The organism is Brevundimonas sp. UBA4553 (assembly GCF_002387245.1).
GTDB lineage: Bacteria > Pseudomonadota > Alphaproteobacteria > Caulobacterales > Caulobacteraceae > Brevundimonas.
In genome coordinates, this window is the sequence record NZ_DGLD01000008.1 from 22988 (window position 1) to 39370 (window position 16383).

17 protein-coding genes are annotated in these 16383 nt (G+C 69.6%); 6 read left to right on the plus strand and 11 right to left on the minus strand.

From position 1 onward, the window contains the following. Positions 1–18: 18 nt before the first annotated feature. Positions 19–1038, plus strand: a complete 1020-nt coding sequence (gene trxB, locus B4A39_RS05755) for a thioredoxin-disulfide reductase (RefSeq protein ID WP_292034275.1) — start codon at positions 19–21, stop codon at positions 1036–1038. Positions 1039–1090: 52 nt separating this feature from the next. Beyond that, positions 1091–2137 carry a hypothetical protein gene (locus B4A39_RS05760; protein ID WP_292034277.1) on the plus strand — a complete coding sequence of 349 codons (1047 nt, stop codon included), beginning with the start codon at positions 1091–1093 and terminating at the stop codon, positions 2135–2137. Positions 2138–2155: 18 nt separating this feature from the next. Here the strand turns inward: B4A39_RS05760 and B4A39_RS05765 are convergent, their stop codons facing one another. The 4 genes from B4A39_RS05765 to B4A39_RS05780 all read right to left on the minus strand — a co-directional run bounded on the left by B4A39_RS05765 (position 2156) and on the right by B4A39_RS05780 (position 4942). Further along, positions 2156–3349 carry a cell wall hydrolase gene (locus B4A39_RS05765; protein WP_292034279.1) on the minus strand — a complete coding sequence of 398 codons (1194 nt, stop codon included), beginning with the start codon at positions 3347–3349 and terminating at the stop codon, positions 2156–2158. Between the two features lie 100 nt (positions 3350–3449). Then, complete coding sequence (locus B4A39_RS05770) at positions 3450–3929, minus strand: Dps family protein (RefSeq protein WP_292034282.1); 480 nt, start codon at positions 3927–3929, stop codon at positions 3450–3452. 208 nt (positions 3930–4137) lie between these two features. Continuing rightward, positions 4138–4500, minus strand: a complete 363-nt coding sequence (locus B4A39_RS05775) for a DUF6481 family protein (protein ID WP_105564738.1) — start codon at positions 4498–4500, stop codon at positions 4138–4140. Positions 4501–4741: 241 nt separating this feature from the next. Continuing rightward, a complete protein-coding gene (locus B4A39_RS05780) occupies positions 4742–4942 on the minus strand; it encodes a hypothetical protein (RefSeq protein ID WP_292034286.1) in 201 nt (66 codons plus the stop codon). Positions 4943–5370: 428 nt separating this feature from the next. Here B4A39_RS05780 and B4A39_RS05785 point away from each other — a divergent pair, with 428 nt between their 5' ends. After that, positions 5371–6378, plus strand: coding sequence for a cell wall hydrolase (locus B4A39_RS05785; RefSeq protein WP_292034288.1), 1008 nt, complete (start codon positions 5371–5373; stop codon positions 6376–6378). Between the two features lie 15 nt (positions 6379–6393). On the opposite strand, the gene B4A39_RS05790 is transcribed toward B4A39_RS05785, so the two are convergent. Next, positions 6394–6603 (minus strand): hypothetical protein, encoded by a 210-nt coding sequence (locus tag B4A39_RS05790; protein ID WP_292034289.1) that lies wholly within the window; start codon positions 6601–6603, stop codon positions 6394–6396. Positions 6604–6713: 110 nt separating this feature from the next. Here B4A39_RS05790 and B4A39_RS05795 point away from each other — a divergent pair, with 110 nt between their 5' ends. Continuing rightward, positions 6714–7868, plus strand: a complete 1155-nt coding sequence (locus B4A39_RS05795; protein ID WP_292034290.1) for an acyltransferase family protein — start codon at positions 6714–6716, stop codon at positions 7866–7868. Here B4A39_RS05795 and nadC read toward each other — a convergent pair. The 4 genes from nadC to nadA form a co-directional block, all read right to left on the minus strand. Further along, complete coding sequence (gene nadC / locus B4A39_RS05800) at positions 7822–8634, minus strand: carboxylating nicotinate-nucleotide diphosphorylase (protein WP_292034315.1); 813 nt, start codon at positions 8632–8634, stop codon at positions 7822–7824. The genes B4A39_RS05795 and nadC overlap by 47 nt on opposite strands. Before the next feature lie 62 nt (positions 8635–8696). Then, entirely contained in the window at positions 8697–10241 is a 1545-nt protein-coding gene (locus B4A39_RS05805) for an L-aspartate oxidase (protein ID WP_292034292.1), read from the minus strand. 4 nt (positions 10242–10245) lie between these two features. Continuing rightward, positions 10246–11157 carry a metalloprotease gene (locus B4A39_RS05810; RefSeq protein WP_292034293.1) on the minus strand — a complete coding sequence of 304 codons (912 nt, stop codon included), beginning with the start codon at positions 11155–11157 and terminating at the stop codon, positions 10246–10248. Between the two features lie 12 nt (positions 11158–11169). After that, the gene (gene nadA, locus B4A39_RS05815) at positions 11170–12249 is read right to left on the minus strand and encodes a quinolinate synthase NadA (protein ID WP_292034295.1); all 1080 of its coding nucleotides are present in this window, start codon (positions 12247–12249) and stop codon (positions 11170–11172) included. A gap of 229 nt (positions 12250–12478) precedes the next feature. On the opposite strand from nadA, the gene ilvA reads away from it, so the two are divergent. Both ilvA and B4A39_RS05825 read left to right on the plus strand, forming a co-directional pair. Beyond that, the gene (gene ilvA / locus B4A39_RS05820) at positions 12479–14032 is read left to right on the plus strand and encodes a threonine ammonia-lyase, biosynthetic (RefSeq protein ID WP_292034296.1); all 1554 of its coding nucleotides are present in this window, start codon (positions 12479–12481) and stop codon (positions 14030–14032) included. Positions 14033–14043: 11 nt separating this feature from the next. Continuing rightward, positions 14044–14751, plus strand: coding sequence for a LamG domain-containing protein (locus B4A39_RS05825; protein WP_292034297.1), 708 nt, complete (start codon positions 14044–14046; stop codon positions 14749–14751). Here the strand turns inward: B4A39_RS05825 and B4A39_RS05830 are convergent. Both B4A39_RS05830 and B4A39_RS05835 read right to left on the minus strand, forming a co-directional pair. Further along, positions 14744–15274, minus strand: coding sequence for a methylated-DNA--[protein]-cysteine S-methyltransferase (locus tag B4A39_RS05830; protein WP_292034298.1), 531 nt, complete (start codon positions 15272–15274; stop codon positions 14744–14746). The two genes, B4A39_RS05825 and B4A39_RS05830, sit on opposite strands and share 8 nt — an antisense overlap. Next, on the minus strand, positions 15255–16376 hold the full coding sequence (locus B4A39_RS05835; RefSeq protein WP_292034300.1) for a bifunctional transcriptional activator/DNA repair enzyme AdaA: 1122 nt from the start codon (positions 16374–16376) through the stop codon (positions 15255–15257). The genes B4A39_RS05830 and B4A39_RS05835 overlap by 20 nt, the downstream gene beginning before the upstream one ends. Positions 16377–16383: the final 7 nt, after the last annotated feature.

The following is a 16383-nucleotide window of genomic DNA, read 5'->3' on the forward strand; positions in this document are numbered from 1 at the left end:
AGCGCCTAAATAGGCCCCATGACCCAAGCCACCGCCCAAGTTCGCACCGTCCGCGTCGCCATCATCGGTTCCGGCCCCGCCGGCTGGACCGCCGCCATCTACGCCGCCCGCGCCTCGCTGAACCCCGTCGTCATCGCCGGCCTGCAGCCCGGCGGCCAGCTGACCATCACCACGGATGTCGAGAACTATCCTGGCTTCGCCGAGACCATCCAGGGTCCCTGGCTGATGGAGCAGATGAAGGCCCAGGCTGTGCACGTCGGGACCGAGATCATCCACGACATCGTCGTCAAGGCCGACCTGTCGCAGCGTCCCTTCCGCCTGACGCTGGACTCCGGCGCGGAAATGCTGGCCGAAACCGTCATCATCTCCACCGGCGCCCAGGCCAAGTGGCTGGGTCTGGACAGCGAGGCCGAATATCAGGGCTTCGGCGTCTCGGCCTGCGCCACCTGCGACGGCTTCTTCTATCGCGGCAAGCAGGTCGCGGTGGTCGGCGGCGGCAATACCGCGGTCGAGGAGGCCCTGTTCCTGACCAACTTCGCCGAAAAGGTCACGGTCATCCACCGCAAGGACGAGTTCCGCGCCGAGAAGATCCTGCAGGATCGCCTGTTCGCCCACCCCAAGATCGAGGTGATCTGGGACGTGGCCGTGGATGAGATCCTCGGCGTCGTCGACGGCGTGGCCCGCAACGTCACCGGCGTTCGTCTGAAGAACGTCAAGACCGGCGCCCTGTCGGAAATCCCCGCCGACGGCGTCTTCATCGCCATCGGCCACGCCCCGTCGTCGGAGCTGTTCGCCGGCCAGCTGGAGATCAACTCCGGCGGCTATCTGCGGGTCAAGCCGGGCACGGCCGCGACCGCCATCGAAGGCGTCTACGCCGCCGGCGACGTGACCGACGACGTCTATCGCCAGGCCGTCACCGCCGCCGGCATGGGCTGCATGGCCGCCCTGGAAGCCTCCCGCTTCCTGGCCGAAGAGGACCACAAGGCCGCTCACAATCCGATCAGCCACAAGGAAGCCGAGAAGATCGGGGCGTGGTGATCGCCTAACCTCTCCCTTCTTCGGGAGACAGACAGGACCACAGGACATGGGCTTGACGACGCGCGCGACGATGACGGCGGCCCTGGTCTTCTGTCTGTCTGCGTGCGCGAGCGCGCCGGCTGCGCCCGCCAGGGATGCGGATGTCGGCGCTTTCGTCTTCCTGCGCAAGGACAGTGGATGGGCTCTGTCTTCGACGCAGCCCGCCTATCCCTATAACGCCGAACCCCGGATTCAGGCCCTGTCGGGCGCGTCGGGCGCCACGCCGTTCGGATGCGGCCTGATGTCGGTTCGCAGCGGCTATTTCTCCGGCGCGCGCGGCGAACTGGCCTGCGTCACCCGCGCCGCCGACGGCCGCCTGCGGTTCCTGGGCCTGGGCCAGGGGGCCGACTTCACCCGTGTCTATGACGCCGCGCCAGCCCAGGACGGCTACGTCCTGATCGCCCGCCCGACCGGTCGCCGTCCCGCACATCTGATCAGCCTCAACGCCCAGGGCCAGGTGCAGGCGGTTGAGATCCTGCCCGGAGACGCCCCCGCCGAAGCGATCCTCCTCAGCACCGGGCGCATCGCCCTGCTTCGCCGTGAAGACGGCGCCTGCCAATGGACCCTGTTGGCGCCCGGGCCGAGCGGCTTCAGCTCCGCCGCCGTGGTCGTCGCGGACCTCCACCTCTGCCATCTCTCCAGTTCCGGCGGGGCGGTTCTGCGCGACCAGGTCAGCGGGCAGGCCTATCTGCGCGACCGCCAGACAGCGCCCAACGCTCTCTACCGCCTCGACGACAATGGCGCGGCGAGCCCCGCCACCCTGGCGGTTCGCGATTTCACCGAGGCTCTGGCGCCCGGCGTCGAGGCCGAGTCTGACTTCGTGACCCTGCACGGCGGCGCGGTTTACTTCGTGGCGCCGACCGAGGCCGGCCCCGTCATCGGTCGGCATGATCTGGCCGCCGGGACGACTATCCGCACGGACCTCAGGGCTTCCAGCGGCCGCTGGCAGGATGCGGAACGCATCTACGGCTTCATGACAGCCCCCGGCCTCGGCCCGTCGCCGCAGGCGGCCGTCATGAACAGCGCCGGACAGACGCGCGTCATCGCTCTCCAGCCCTGACCGCATCAAGCCGCCGGCTCAGGCCCCCGGCTTGCCGACTTCCTCGACCGCCATGGCGGTGACGCCGGGCGGCGGTGGCGCGACCGTGACGGTCGGCGCGGGCGCGGCCTCATACGCCTTCAGCCTTTCGTTGATGGCGGCGATCTCGTCCTTGCTGGCCTGACGACGGCCGCCCAGGCTGGCGACGCCCACGACACGGGTCTGGCCGTCGATCTCGACCGTGCGCAACTGGTTCGGCGCAGCCCCGGCCAGGGCTTCCTCGACGCTGTCTGCGGCGGTCGCCAGCAGGATGCGCGGGCGGGCGAAGCGAGCCTCGTCGATGACCGGCTCGCGGCCGCCCGACCTCTGGACGAAGGCGGCGCTTTCACCCGGCCCGCCCTTCCAGCGATAGAAGATGTGCGCCCCGACCTGGGTGATCTTGGCCAGGGTCGGCGACCACCAGGGATGGACATAGTCGGCGTGATAATGGGTCGCCGTGCCCACGCGCGTCGCCACATGGCCGGCCAGGGCGCGCTCGGCCACGCGGGCGGCGCGGGTCCAGGCCCAGGCGATCGGCGCGCGGCTCAAGGCCCCATCGCAGGTAAAGCTGAACTGGCAGCCCGTGGTCCGCTCGGCGCCCTGATAGACGACGCCGCAGACCGTGTTCGGATAGTTGGGATCGCGCACGCGGTTCAGCACGACCTGGGCCACCCCCTCCTGCCCTTCGGTCGGCTCCAGAGCCGCCTCATAATAGACCGCCTGGGTCAGGCAGCGCAGGGCGCGCTTGCGGTCGGCCTCCGTGGCCGGGCGCAGATCGAAGGGCTTGGCCGGCTGCAGGGCGCCGAAGGCGTTGGGCATGGCCGCGTTCAGCTGCTGGGCGGCGATGCCAGACACGCCCTGATCCAGCGACGGCTTGCCGCCCAGGGTCAGGCTCTCCCACCCGGGCGTCAGGTCATAAAGCTCCGGCAGGTTCAGCGCAGCATCCCCGCGACGCGCCACCGCCAGTTGACCCGGGTCCAGCCGCGCCATGATCAGTTGCAGGCCGCGCGGGCTCAGTTCGCCGCCCGTGGCGCGCGCCACCGCCTCGGCGGTGCGGTCCAGATCGGGCCGCGCGCTCGAGCTGGCCGACATGGCCACGCCCAGAACGGCCAGACTGACAGCCATGGCCATGGGCGCCGCGGCCAGGACCCGGCGTCCGGTGGTTTTCAGCTGTGGCAGTCGGCCTTTCAGCATCCAGCGTCCATCATGCGGCGCTGGCGAGCGCCGGAGGGTGATCTGAGTGACCGCCCAATCCGGCGCTTTTCAGGCCCGAAGATTACTGTTCCGTGAGGACCTAGCGGTCGCCCAGGCTGGAACGCAGCATCCAGGCGGCCTTTTCGTGCGCCGCCAGACGCTGGGTCATCAGGTCGACGCTGGCCTCGTCGCCCACCTCGTCGGCGGCGTCGAGCGCGGCGCGGGCCGTGGCGATCAGCACGCCATGGTCCTTGATCAGTTCCTTGAGCATGGCGCTGGCGTCTTTCTCGGGATCGCCGTCCTTGATCGAGGTCAGGTTGGCGAAGGCCGAGGCGCTCTGCGGCGCCAGTTCGCCCAGGGCCCGGATACGCTCGGCGATATCGTCCAGCGCGGCCCAGATTTCATTGTACTGCTGCTCCAGCAGCTTGTGCAGGCTGAAGAACTCCGGCCCGCGGACGTTCCAGTGATAACCGTGCGTCTTCTGATAGACGGCGAAGCTGTCAGCCAGAACCTTGGACAGTTCCTGGGCGACGTCGCTGCGCTCCTTGGGTTTCAGGCCGGTGTCGATGGAAGCGGTCATGTCTGCTCCTGATGCGTAACGAACGAAGATCCAGCTCTGCAGTTAGGTCGTTTTCCGCGTCAGCCAAGGGCGACGTCGACCTGCGCGCATGAATCATCGGGGCTGTAACGCTGAAGACGCGCAGGCGTTGCAGGACAAGGCCTCGCCCGTCGCCGGAGCAAACGGCGGAACCCGGCCAGCGCCCGGTCCCGCCCGTCATCAGGTCAAATCAGCGCTGACGCGCCTTGCGCGCCGCATAGCGGGCGTCGCGGGCCGCTTTCTGCTCTTCCTTGGTCAGCTGCTTGCGCTCCTTGCGGGCGGCGCGCTTGGCGGCGTCGACCTCGTCCTGGGCGGCCATTTCGGCGGCCAGGCGAGCAGCTTCCTTCTCGGCCTTCTCACGGCGCTGTTCAGCCTTCTCCAGCTCGAACTGCTGACGCTGGGCCTCCTTCTCGGCGGCGCGCTTCTCGGCCAGCTTCTCGAACTCGGGATCCTGAACCGTCGGCTTGGGCTTGAACTTGGCCAGCAGGGCCTTCTTGGCGTCCTGTTGAGCGGAGATGCGGTCGTTGAAGCCGGTTTGTTTGAGGTCTCGCATGCGTAGAGGCGGTCTTCCCTGGAAATCTGATGAGGTGGTCGCCGATCGGTGGCGGCCCGGCGGGCGTGCAGATGCGCGAACGGCCCGGCGCGCTGCCAAAGCCGAATCCCGCGCAAAAATCAAGCGCTGCCGCCGATTCTAGGCTGGATGGACGTAAATTAGACGTCGATCGCGTCCCGACGGGCGCCCGGACGATAAGAACGCGCGCGGCCGCCAACGGGCAGATCCGCGCGCGCACCCACTATCGGTTGGGCTTGTCGACATGACCGACGGCGGCGCCCGCCGCGCCGCCGACCGCCGCCCCGACCGGTCCGGCCACCACCGCGCCCGCAATGGCGCCGGTCGCGGCCTTCTGCTCGATCGTGTGACCGCAGGCGGCCAGGCCGAACGTCGAGACAGCCAGAACGAGAACGGCGGCGGCGCGGGTGGAGAGACGGGTCATATGGGCGAGAACTCCTTGAAATGGTTGAGCTTGCAACGCAGGTCGAGGCTATCAGTTCCCCTCTATGGCTGGAACTTGTCGAACAAGTATAGATCTATCATCAAATAGGGTTTTCGATCACGGACGAGATCGCTCGAAATCATGTGCTCGTAATCGAATACAGCAACGGAGAGATGTTCTGGCGACAAGACACGCCACAATTGCGATTTCATTCTGCTGCGTCTCAGACCGGCTCAAGGAATGCTGCACCGCAATAGCAATTGCCGAATCAACCACATTGAGGCCATAAACGAATGGCTTAAGGCCCGCCTTCCGGAGGTCGGCCGTTCGTCGATCTCTGGTCCGGAGCCGGTTCGCGACGCGTCTTGTCGCCTGGTTTCGTCGAGTACAGGGGCGGCATCCTCGCCCTGCTGAACAGGACTACGCCTTTGAGTTTCTCTTCGCAGACGCGTGCGCTGATGCACGCCGCCCAATCGATTCGCCTGCGCCCCAAGACGGCGGCTGCGGCGTTCGGCGGCGTTGTCAGCCTCGCCGTCGGTGGAGCCTATCTGGGCGGCGTCGCCGCCCAGGCTTCAACCGTTCGCGTCCAGGCGGAGCGCCTGCAAGGCGCCGGCTCCGAGGGCTACACCCAGGAAGCCATGACTGCTGCAGCCGGCGGTCTGGACGCCAGCGCCCTGACCATCGCCGATCGGCATGATCCCTATTCCGTCGCCGGGGCCGCCCAGCGCGACCGCCAGGCCGAGTTGCTGACCGCCCGCCTGGAAGAGTCCCAGAACGGCCTGCGTCGCGCCAGCCTGACCAATCCCGCCGCCCAGCCCTTCCGCCTCGGCAGCGCCCTGGATCAGTCCCGCGATCTCGATTGCCTGACCAAGGCCGCCTATTATGAAGCCCGTGGCGAAGGCGTCGACGGCATGCGCGCCGTGGCCCAGGTCGTCCTGAACCGCGCCCGCCATCCGGCCTTCCCCAAGACCGTGTGCGCCGTGGTCTACCAGGGCTCGAACCGCAGCACCGGCTGCCAGTTCAGCTTCACCTGCAACGGCTCCATGCGGGGCTCGGTCAACCGCGCCGCCTGGAACCGCGCTCGCGACGTCGCCTCCCAGGCTCTGTCGGGTCGGGTCTATGCAGCGGTCGGCAACGCGACCCACTTCCACACCACCGGCGTCACGCCGCGCTGGCGCAACAGTCTGGTACGGGTCGGCCAGGTGGGCGATCACCTCTTCTATCGCTTCGGCGGCCGGTCGGGCTCCAGCGACTCCTTCCGCTACTCGCCGCGTCCCTCCACCAGCGAAGCGCCGCGCCTGATCCAGGCCAGCCTCGACTCGGCGGAGCCCGCGCGTTCGCCCAGCGGTCCCGTCGCCTACTCCGCCATGCTGGCCCGCGAAGGCGCAACCGCGCCAGCGACCACCGCCTCGACCGAGGCCGCGATCACCGAGTAACCGCCTTCAACCGCCTCAGCGGTCCTGCGTTTTCCACTGGGGCGTCATGTTCTGCTTCAGGTTGCCGAAGCGGCCCTGCTGTCCGGTATTGACGTCCGCGTCGCCGGGCTGACCCGATTGGGCGCCGGTGGCCAGGTCACGCCGGTCCGCCATGTCGCTGATCGCGCTCGCGCCGTGGTTGGCGAAACTGCGTTGTTCCTTGGGAACCGAGGGGGTCTTGCTCATGGGGCTGTCCTTTCGTCAAAATGAAACGATCTCCGACGGAGAGACGTTCCCGGCGCGTTCTGACTGAAGCGGATGACGAAGCGCCTCTCCCCGGGCGCGGGAGACGGCCCTTGACGACAGCGACCCCCGCCCTGCCTCCGTCCCCCGCGCTTGTTCGCGGCGGGGCGCTCGACGCCTTGCGCTTCCTCGCCTCCATGTTCGTCGTCCTCTTCCATTTCGGCGACGAGGCTCCGATCCCGCTCCACGCCCTGCACAGCGTCTGGGAGCGCGGCTATCTCGCGACCGACTTCTTCTTGATGCTGTCCGGCTTCGTGCTGGCCCGCGCCTATGGCGCCGGGGTGGCTTCAGGGCGGATCACCCCGGCTCGTTTCTGGCTCAAGCGGTTCGCCCGCAGCTATCCGACCCACCTGATCACCCTGCTCATCCTGGTCCTTCTGGTGCTCGAGGCGTCCGCCATCGGCCGCACCCCAGCCCATGCCGAGCGCTTCGAGTGGTCCGGCCTGCCCGCGCAGATCCTGCTGCTGCACGCCTTTGGCCTGGGCGGCGGACAGTGGAACATCCCTGCCTGGACGCTATCGGCGCTGCTGATCTGCTACGCCTTCTTCCCCTGGCTGTGGCGCGGCATGTTGCGGCTGTCCGGCGCGCTGCCGGCCCTGGCTCTGGGCCTGGGCGTCCTGGTCGGCGGACAGGCGCTCAGCCTGCTGCTGCTGCACCATTCCCTGTTCGACCTGCCGTTCCAGTGGGCCATGGTCCGCGCCGCGCCGCTCTTCCTCGTCGGACTGACGCTGGCGCGCGCCGTGGAGACCGGCGGCTGGTCGCCGCGCACCGCACGTCTGATCGGTCTGGGCGGCGGCGCGGTCCTGCTGGCCAATGTCGCGGTCGCCGGCCCGGACATGATCAGCGTCCTGGCCATCTGCGTCGTGGTGCTGGGCTGCGGCGCCCTGCCGACCACCCGGCCGATCCCTGGCGCGGCCTGGGGCGCCCGCGTCAGCTTCTGCCTGTTCATGACCCATACGATCACGGGCGCCGTCTGGTTCGGCGTCATCCAGCCGCTCATCGAGCAGCTGCACCCGGCCGCCGCAACCGTCGCCTGGCAGGCCTGGAGCCTGTGGGGACTGGGCCTGTTGGCCGCCGTCGTCGCCGCCGATCTCTACAACCGATGGATCGACGCCCCCCTGCAGCGCGCCATCCGGCGTCGCTGGTTCGCCCCCGCCGACGTCAGCGCGCGTCCAGACCCACGTCCAGCTGCGGAACCGAGTGTGTAAGGGCGCCGACCGAGATCACGTCCACCCCGGTCGCCGCGATGGCCGCCACCTTCGCCAGGGTGACCCCGCCCGAGGCCTCCAGCACCACAGGGCCGAAGGCGCTCTCCTTCACACGGCGCACCGCCGCCTCCAGATCGGCCAGGCTGAAGTTGTCCAGCATGACGACATCAGGCCGTTCCGGCAGGACCTCGTCGAGCTGATCCAGGCCGTCGACCTCAACCTCGACCTTCATCAGGTGCGGGGCGAAGGCCTTGGCGCGGCGCACCGCCTCGCCCGCCCCGCCACAGACGGCGACGTGGTTGTCCTTGATCAGGATGGCGTCATCCAGACCGAAGCGGTGGTTCAGCCCGCCGCCGCAGGCCACCGCGTGCTTCTCCAGCGCGCGCAGGCCGGGCGTGGTCTTGCGGGTGTCGGCGATGCGCGCCTTCGTCCCGGCGACCGCCTGCACATAGGTTCGCGTCAGGGTGGCGATGCCGCACATCCGGCCCAGCAGGTTCAGCGCCGTCCGCTCGGCCGCCAGCAGGGCGCGGGCCTTGGCCTCGACCGCGACCAGCACGGTTCCGGCCTCGAACGCCTCGCCGTCGGCGACCCGGACCGTCACCGTCGCCGTTGGATCCATGGCCTCAACCGCGATCCGAACCACGGCCCCGCCCGCCATCACGCCCGCCTGACGCGCGGCGAAGACCGCGCTGAACCGCGCGTCCTCGGGGATGCAGGCCTGGGCCGTCACGTCGCCGGTGCGGCCCAGGTCCTCGGCCAAAGCCATCCGCACGATGGGCTCGATCAGCAGGTCCGGCAGGGTTCGGGTCACGCAGGCGTCCTTCGTAATCAGATGATGGCGGCGAGTGCGGCGATAATCGCCGCCTCTTCGTCGGCGCCGACAGGCGTCAGCCGCATCCGCGTATGCTCGGCCGTCGGCAGGCTGTCGGGATAGTCGGCGCGATAGTGCCCGCCCCGGCTCTCGCGGCGGTTCAGCGCGCCCTCGGCGATCAGACGCGCTGCGGTCAGGACCACGGCGTCGGGATGCGCCTTCATCAGCCGGTCGACCACGGCCATCAGGGCGCTCAGCCCCTCCTCGTCGCGCACCACCCCCGCAAACCGGGTCATCGCGACGCGCAGTTCGGCCATGGCTTCGGGCGGCAGGTCTCTGGACGCCCGCGCCGGTCTCAGCGCGGCCTTGGCCGGCTGGACGTCCTGCGCCGCCGCCCGCCCCGCGCGACGCCCGAAGGCGCCCGCCTCCAGCAGGGAGTTGGAGGCCAGACGATTGGCGCCGTGCACCCCGGTCGCGGCGCATTCGCCGATGGCGTAGAGGCCCGGCACGCCGGTCCGCCCCTCGTCGTCAGCGACGACGCCGCCCATGTGGTAATGAGCCGCCGCCGCCACCGGAATGGGGCTGACGCGCGGGTCCAGCCCGGCGCGCATACAGGCGGCGAAGACCGCCGGAAACTCGTGGGGGAAGGCCTCGCCCACGGCCCTGGTCGCATCCAGAAACGCCCCGCGCCCGTCGGCCCGCGCGGCGTGCACCACCCGCGCCACGATGTCGCGCGGGGCCAGATCGGCGTCGGGGTGATCGCCCAGCAGATAGGCGCCGCTCCCGTCGACCAGCCGCGCCCCCTCGCCGCGCAGGGCCTCGGTCGCCAGCGGCGCCGGGTCCAGCCCCACGTCGATCGCCGTGGGATGAAACTGCACGAACTCCGGGTCGAGAATCTCGGTCCCCGCCCCATAGGCCAAGGCCAGACCCTCGCCGCGCAGGGCCGAGGGGTTGGTCGTCACTTCATACAGCCCGCCGACCCCGCCGGTGGCCAGAACCACGGCAGGCGCGAAGACCTCGTCCACCCGTCCTCCGGCCCGCTCTATCAGGGCGCCGCGCACCCGGCCGTTCACGTCCTGGATCAGGCCGCGCAGCCGCCCGTCTTCCCAGATCTCGATATGCTTCGACGCCCGCGCCGCCGCCACCACCGCCGACAGGATGGCCCGTCCGGCGCCGTCGCCGCCGACCCGCGCCACGCGCGGCAGGCTGTGGGCCGCCTCCAGCGAGACGGAGAAGCCGCCCGTCTCGTCGCGGTCGAAGGGCGCGCCCAGGGCGGCCAGCCATTCCACCGTCTCGCGCCCGCGCTCGGTCAGGGCGCGCGCGGCCTGCGGCTCGACCAGACCGGCGCCCGCGCCCTCGGTGTCCTGGGCGTGCAGCAAGGCGCTGTCCTTCGGCGACAGGGCCGCCGCCAGTCCGCCCTGGGCCCAGGCCGAGGAGCAGGCGTTCAGCAGCGGTTCCGGCGTGACCACCAGAGTCTTCGCCGGCGCGGCCTCCAGCGCGGCCGACAGCCCCGCCAGCCCGCCGCCGATGACCAGCGGCCCGTCATGCCGGATGCGCGCCATGCGTCTAGCGGCCTCCCACGCCGATGAATCTCAGGCCCATGTCGAAGGCCGGCTCCACCGCCCCGCCGGTCAGCGGCAGCAGGGCGCCGATGGCCGCCGCCGCACAGACCGCCGCCGTGGCCAGATAGAGGGCCAGGCTGCGACCCGCCTCGGGCCAGCTGAGCTGCCCCCACCCTGCGCGCCACACCCCGCGTTTCAGATGGCTGAAGACGGCGATGCCGAGGAAGACCGCCAGGATCAGCCGCCCCGTCGAAAGTCCCCACCAGACGGCCAGACCGCCGACGGCCAGCAGGGCGACCTGCTCCAGCCGCGGATGGACCCGCGTCAGCACCGGCCCCAGCGCCTTGGCCCCGTCCAGCGGCGGGGCGGGCAGCAGGTTCACCAGATTGATCATGGCGATGAAGAAGGCGCCCATCAGCCACTCGGGCGAGCGCAGCCACAGGCCCGCGGCCACGAAGGGGATCATGGCGATCAGGCCGAAAGCCGGCCCCGCCAGCGAGACCAGCACCCCGTGCCACTCCGTCTTCGGCTCGCGCTGCGCCTTGGCCAGTCCGCCGAGGAAGGGAATGATGTAGATGCGCGCCGGCCCCATGCCGAGCTTGTTCATCGCCAGCACGTGTCCGTATTCGTGGACGAACAGGCCGAACAGGACGGCGCCCGCCACGACCACGCTGCCGGTGATCCACCACAGGAAGCCCGCCATCAGCAGGGTCGAGGCGATGGCCCAGCCCGGATGCTGGCCCTTGTCCTCCAGCGGCGCGGATGGGCGCGCGCGCGCAGGCTCGGGCGGCGGGGCGGCCGCTTCAGGCGGCAGATCCCAGGGACCAGGACGGCGGCCGGAATGGGGCGTGGTGTTGTCGATGTCGCTCATGTCGTCGAACTGGGCGTGCGGCGCGCGACCCGCAACGGGCCGCATCGCCGCAGGACCTCAGATCAGCTCCACATCGACGTGGTGCCGGGCCTTGATCAGGTCATAGCGCGCCGGGATGGCGGGCGGAGGCAGGTCGATCATCCGCTGCACGGCCAGACGACCGCGCTCGGCCATGTCCGGCTCCACCGTCGCCTCGAACTTCATGTCGCGCAGGCAGTCGCGGATGTTCTCCAGGGTGATCCGCTTCATGTGCGGGCACAGGTTGCACGGGCCGATGAAGTCGACGCCGGGCACGTCGCCCTTGACGTTCGAGGCCATCGAGCACTCGGTGATCATCACCACCTGCTTCGGCTTCCTCGCCTCGACATAGTCGATCATCGCCGCCGTCGATCCGGCGAAATCCGACGCCGCCAGGACGTCCTCGGGGCATTCCGGGTGGGCCAGGATTTCCGCGCCGGGATAGGCGGCGCGCATGTCGGCGATGTCGTCGGCGGTGAAGCGCTCATGCACCTCGCAGCGGCCCTTCCAGGCGATGATGCCGACGTTCGTCTGCGCCGCGACGTTGCGCGCCAGAAACTCGTCAGGGATCAGGATGACCTTGTCGACGCCCCATTCCTTCGCCGCCCACTCCACCACCTGAACGGCGTTGGCGCTGGTGCAGCAGATGTCGGTCTCGGCCTTCACATCGGCGGTGGTGTTCACATAGGTGACGACCGGCAAACCGGGGTAGCGCTGCTTGATCAGGCGCACGTCCGCCCCCGTGATCGACGAGGCCAGAGAACAGCCCGCGCGCAGGTCGGGGATCAGCACGGTCTTGTCCGGCGACAGGATCTTCGACGTCTCGGCCATGAAGTGCACGCCCGCCTGGACGATGACCTTGGCGTCCGAACGCGCCGCCTCCTTGGCCAGGCCCAGGCTGTCGCCGACGTAGTCGCCGACCCCGTGGAAGATCTCGGGCGTCATATAGTTGTGGGCCAGGATGACGGCGTCGCGCGCCTTCTTGAGCGCATTGATCTCGCTGATCAGTTTCGCCTGTTCCGGCCACTCCAGCGGAGTCACCAGACCCTTGACCTTCTCCCAGACGGGAGCGGTCTCTTCCGCCAGTTCCCGCGACAGACCGAAAGCGCCGTCCGCCATCACCTCAACTCCCTTGCGACTGTCTGCGCGGCCCCGACTTATGCTCAAAGTTAGCATAAGCAGGCGCAATGTAGGCCGTTCCGCACACGGCGCAAGCGGAAAGGGCGCAAAGGCGTCTCTCGCCCGCGAAAGACAGAGCGACATCACGCAATTTCCATTCTCATTGTCGCCCCACGCCCCTAAACCGGAACACGCATCCGCTGCACCGCGCCTATTGATCGAGAATTTCGTGCAAGACACCGTCCGTCGCATCCTGACCGCCCGCGTCTATGACGTGGCCGAGGAAACCCCTCTGGACCCGCTGAAGCGGCTTTCGGCGCGGATCGACCGCCCCGCCCTGCTGAAGCGCGAAGATCTGCAGCCCGTCTTCTCGTTCAAGATCCGCGGCGCCTACAACCGCATCGCCAACCTGAGCGAAGCCGAGCTGGGGCGCGGCGTCATCTGCGCCTCGGCGGGCAATCACGCCCAGGGCGTGGCCTTGGCGGCGGCGAAACGCGGCGCGACCTCGACCATCGTCATGCCGACCACCACGCCGGGCATCAAGGTGGCGGCGGTCAAGGCTCTTGGTGGTCAGGTGGTCCTGCACGGCGAGAGCTTCGACGACGCCTACGCCCACGCGCGGAAGCTGGAACAGGAGACCGGCGCCGCCTTCGTCCACCCCTTCGACGACCCTGACGTCATCGCCGGGCAGGGCACCGTCGGCCTCGAAATCCTGCGTCAGCACCCAGACTCCATCGACGCCGTCTTCGTCCCCATCGGCGGCGGCGGTCTGGCGGCGGGGGTCGCGGCGATCGTCCGCTTCCTGCGCCCCGAGACCAGGATCATCGGCGTCGAGCCCGCCGACGCCCCGACGATGAAGAGCGCGCTGGACGCCGGTCAGGTCGTGACCCTGGATCAGGTCGGCCTGTTCGCTGACGGCGTGGCGGTGCGCCGCGCCGGCGATGAAACCTTCCGCCTGTGCCGCGATCTGCTGGACGAGATCGTCCTGGTCGACACCGACGCCATCTGCGCGGCGGTGAAGGACATCTTCGACGACGTCCGCGCCGTGGCCGAGCCCTCAGGCGCCGTGGCCCTGGCCGGGCTGAAGGTCTGGGCCGCACGTCATCCGGGCCGCGGCGCCCTGGTCGCGATCAACTCGGGCGCCAACGTCAACTTCGACCGGTTGCGTCACGTCGCAGAACGGGCCGAGATCGGCGAGGGCGCCGAGGCCCTGCTGGCCGTGGCGATGCCCGACCGTCGCGACGACTACCACCGCTTCCTGCAAAGCCTCGACGGCCGCTCGGTGACCGAGTTCAACTACCGCTGGTCCGGCGACGGCACGGCCCAGATCTTCGTCGGCGTCTCGCTCAGCGGCGGCGCCCTCAAGCAGCCGAACGCCGCGCGCGAGGCGATAGGGCAGGAAAAGGAAGACCTGATCGAGCGCCTGCGCGCCGATGGCTACGCTGTCGAGGACATGAGCGACAACGAGACGGCCAAGCTGCACGTCCGCTACATGGTCGGCGGACGCACCATCGGCCTGCCGCACGAACGGCTGCTGCGCTTCGAGTTTCCCGAGCGCCCCGGCGCCTTCCTGCGCTTCCTCAACAGTCTGCAGCCCGCCTGGACCCTGACCCTGTTCCACTATCGCAACCACGGCGACGACGTCGGCCGGGTGCTGGCCGGCATCAACGTGGCGCCGGATCAGGCTCCCGCCCTCTGGACCGCGCTGGACGCCCTCGGCTACCCCTATGTGGACGAGACCGACAATCCGGCCTGCCGCCTCTTTCTTGACGGCGCCGCCTGAGGGGAAGCTGCATGACCTTGAACCGCCGCGCCGTTCTGGCCGCCCCGCTGGCGCTCGCGCCTCTGACCTTTGCGCCCCTGTCCGCCTGCGCCTCCTTCGAGGTCGCCACCCAGCCGGACCAGATTGTCTGGACCTTCGACCGCCTGACGGACATCGGCGGCGAGACCACCCATGTCGAGGGCGCGCCGCAGATCATCGACACTCTGATGGGCGCCGCCGTCCGCTTCGACGGCGTGGACGACGCCCTGTTCATCGACCGCCATCCGCTGGCGGGGGCCGAGACCTTCACCTTCGAGGCCGTCTTCCGCCCCGACGGCGGCCCCTTCGAGCAGCGCTGGTTCCACCTGCAGTCGGACGAGGCGCCGGGCGGCCCCGGCACGCGCATCATGTTCGAAATCCGCGTGGTCGAGGGCGGCTGGTATCTGGACGCCTTCACCAAGGGCGAGGGCTACAACAAGCCCCTGATCGAGACGAGCAAGCTGCATCCGCTCGGCCAATGGGCCCACGTCGCCCAGACCTTCGACGGGACCACCTATCGCTCCTTCGTCAACGGCGAACTGCAAACCGAGGCCGAGATCGCCTTCAAGCCGCAAGGCCCCGGCCGATCCTCGGTCGGCACGCGCATCAACCGCGTCAACTATTTCAACGGCGCCGTGCGCGAGGCCCGCTTCACCCCCCGCGCCCTGGCTCCCGCCCAGTTCACCTCGCCGTTCAGATAAGGCGCGGCGCGGCGCTCTCGTGCGCCAGCAGCCAGCGCTTGCGTTCCAGTCCGCCAGCATAGCCGGTCAGCGTCCCGTTGGCCCCGACCACGCGGTGGCAGGGCACGATGACCCCGACGGGATTGGCTCCGTTGGCCAGACCCACGGCGCGCACGGCGGCGGGCTTGCCGATGGCCGAGGCCAACCGGCCATAGCTCCAGGTCTCGCCCGCCGGAATGGTGCGCAGCGCCGCCCAGACCGCGCGCTGGAAGTCGGTGCCGCCGGTCTTCACCGCGATCCCGTCCAGCGCCGTGGCGTCGCCGCCGAAATAGGCGGCGATGGCCGCCCGAACCGCCTCGGGCGCTCGACCTTCGCGCAACTTCACCTCGCCATAGTGACGCGTCAGCAACTTCAGCATCCGCGGCTCGTAGTCCGAAAAGTCGAAGGCCCGCACCGCCCCCTCGTCGTCGGTGACCAGCAGGACCTCGCCCACCGGCGAGGCGATGCGGTCGAGGGTGAAGGCTTCAGGCTGCGTCTTTTTCATCGCCGTTCTCCATCAGATGCGCGTCGTCGATCCCCGCTTCGCGCAGGTGCAGCGCCCCATAGGCCCGCCACGGCCGCCATTGTTCGGCTCTGCCCGCGAGCCGGGCGTCCTCGAGCCGGTCGCTGGCCATATCAACGCCCGCGTCCAGCCAGTCGCCGGGCAGACGCAGGCCGGGCCGCGCCCGCACCAGAGGGGCGAGCAGGGCGTCCGCCGCCAGGTCATGCTGGATCGCCTCCGGGTCCGCCGACAGGTCGAACACTCGCCGCACCCGCGCCAGAACGCCAGGCAGGGCCTTCAGGTCTGCGATCGCGACCGTGACCGCCAGCCGGTTCCCATCCTCGAAGCGGGCCGAAACCTCGCCGGTCGCGCCGTCGGCCTCGGCCGTGAGAGCACGCCGCCAGACGCCGCCTTCCACCACCTCGCCGCGCGCCGCCAGCGCCGCCAGCATGGCCTTGATCTCATAGGGGGCGCGGTATGGCAGGCTCAGCCTAATCCCGCCGTCGCCGGCCTTCTCCGCCCGTCGTCGCAGGGCCGAGGGCGGCCGCCCGTAGAGCCGCTGAAACGTCTCGTTGAAGCGCCGGACGCTGCCGAACCCGGACGCCAGAGCCACCTCGGCCATGCCCAGATCGGTCTGATGGATCAGGGCCTTGGCCAGCAACACCCGCCGGGTCTGGGCCACGCTGACCGGCGCCGCGCCCAGGTGCTGGCGGAACAGGCGGCGCAGATGCCGTTCGCCCACCCCCAGCCGCGCGGCCAGAGCATCGACGTCGCCTCCAGACTCGGAGTGGCTATCCAGAGCGCCCGCGTCGATCAGACCCAAGGCCCGGCTCACCGTATTCGAGGTGCCGCGCCACGCCCCCATGTCGGGCGCCGTCTCGGGCCGACAGCGCAGGCAGGCGCGAAACCCCGCCTCCTCCGCCGCCGCCGCCGAGGCGACGAAGCTCATGTTCTCGCGCCGGGGCGTCCGCGCCGGACAGACCGGCCGGCAATAGATTCCCGTGGTCTTCACACAGGTGAAGAACCGTCCGTCAAAACGCGGGTCACGCGTCAGGACGGCCCGATAGCAGGCCTCCTGATCCAGACTGTCGCGGGCGTTTTCCATGCCCGCA

Excerpts from the sequence above, each read along its gene's own strand:
- B4A39_RS05775 (WP_105564738.1), bottom strand. The coding sequence starts at position 4,500 with ATGCGAGACCTCAAACAAACCGGCTTCAACGACCGCATCTCCGCTCAA.
- B4A39_RS05780 (WP_292034286.1), bottom strand. The coding sequence starts at position 4,942 with ATGACCCGTCTCTCCACCCGCGCCGCCGCCGTTCTCGTTCTGGCTGTC.
- B4A39_RS05805 (WP_292034292.1), bottom strand. The coding sequence starts at position 10,241 with ATGGCGCGCATCCGGCATGACGGGCCGCTGGTCATCGGCGGCGGGCTG.
- B4A39_RS05765 (WP_292034279.1), bottom strand. The coding sequence starts at position 3,349 with ATGCTGAAAGGCCGACTGCCACAGCTGAAAACCACCGGACGCCGGGTC.
- nadC (WP_292034315.1), bottom strand. The coding sequence starts at position 8,634 with ATGGCTTTGGCCGAGGACCTGGGCCGCACCGGCGACGTGACGGCCCAG.
- B4A39_RS05770 (WP_292034282.1), bottom strand. The coding sequence starts at position 3,929 with ATGACCGCTTCCATCGACACCGGCCTGAAACCCAAGGAGCGCAGCGAC.
- B4A39_RS05810 (WP_292034293.1), bottom strand. The coding sequence starts at position 11,157 with ATGCGGCCCGTTGCGGGTCGCGCGCCGCACGCCCAGTTCGACGACATG.
- B4A39_RS05825 (WP_292034297.1), top strand. The coding sequence starts at position 14,044 with ATGACCTTGAACCGCCGCGCCGTTCTGGCCGCCCCGCTGGCGCTCGCG.
- B4A39_RS05830 (WP_292034298.1), bottom strand. The coding sequence starts at position 15,274 with ATGAAAAAGACGCAGCCTGAAGCCTTCACCCTCGACCGCATCGCCTCG.
- B4A39_RS05790 (WP_292034289.1), bottom strand. The coding sequence starts at position 6,603 with ATGAGCAAGACCCCCTCGGTTCCCAAGGAACAACGCAGTTTCGCCAAC.
- nadA (WP_292034295.1), bottom strand. The coding sequence starts at position 12,249 with ATGGCGGACGGCGCTTTCGGTCTGTCGCGGGAACTGGCGGAAGAGACC.
- trxB (WP_292034275.1), top strand. The coding sequence starts at position 19 with ATGACCCAAGCCACCGCCCAAGTTCGCACCGTCCGCGTCGCCATCATC.
- B4A39_RS05835 (WP_292034300.1), bottom strand. The coding sequence starts at position 16,376 with ATGGAAAACGCCCGCGACAGTCTGGATCAGGAGGCCTGCTATCGGGCC.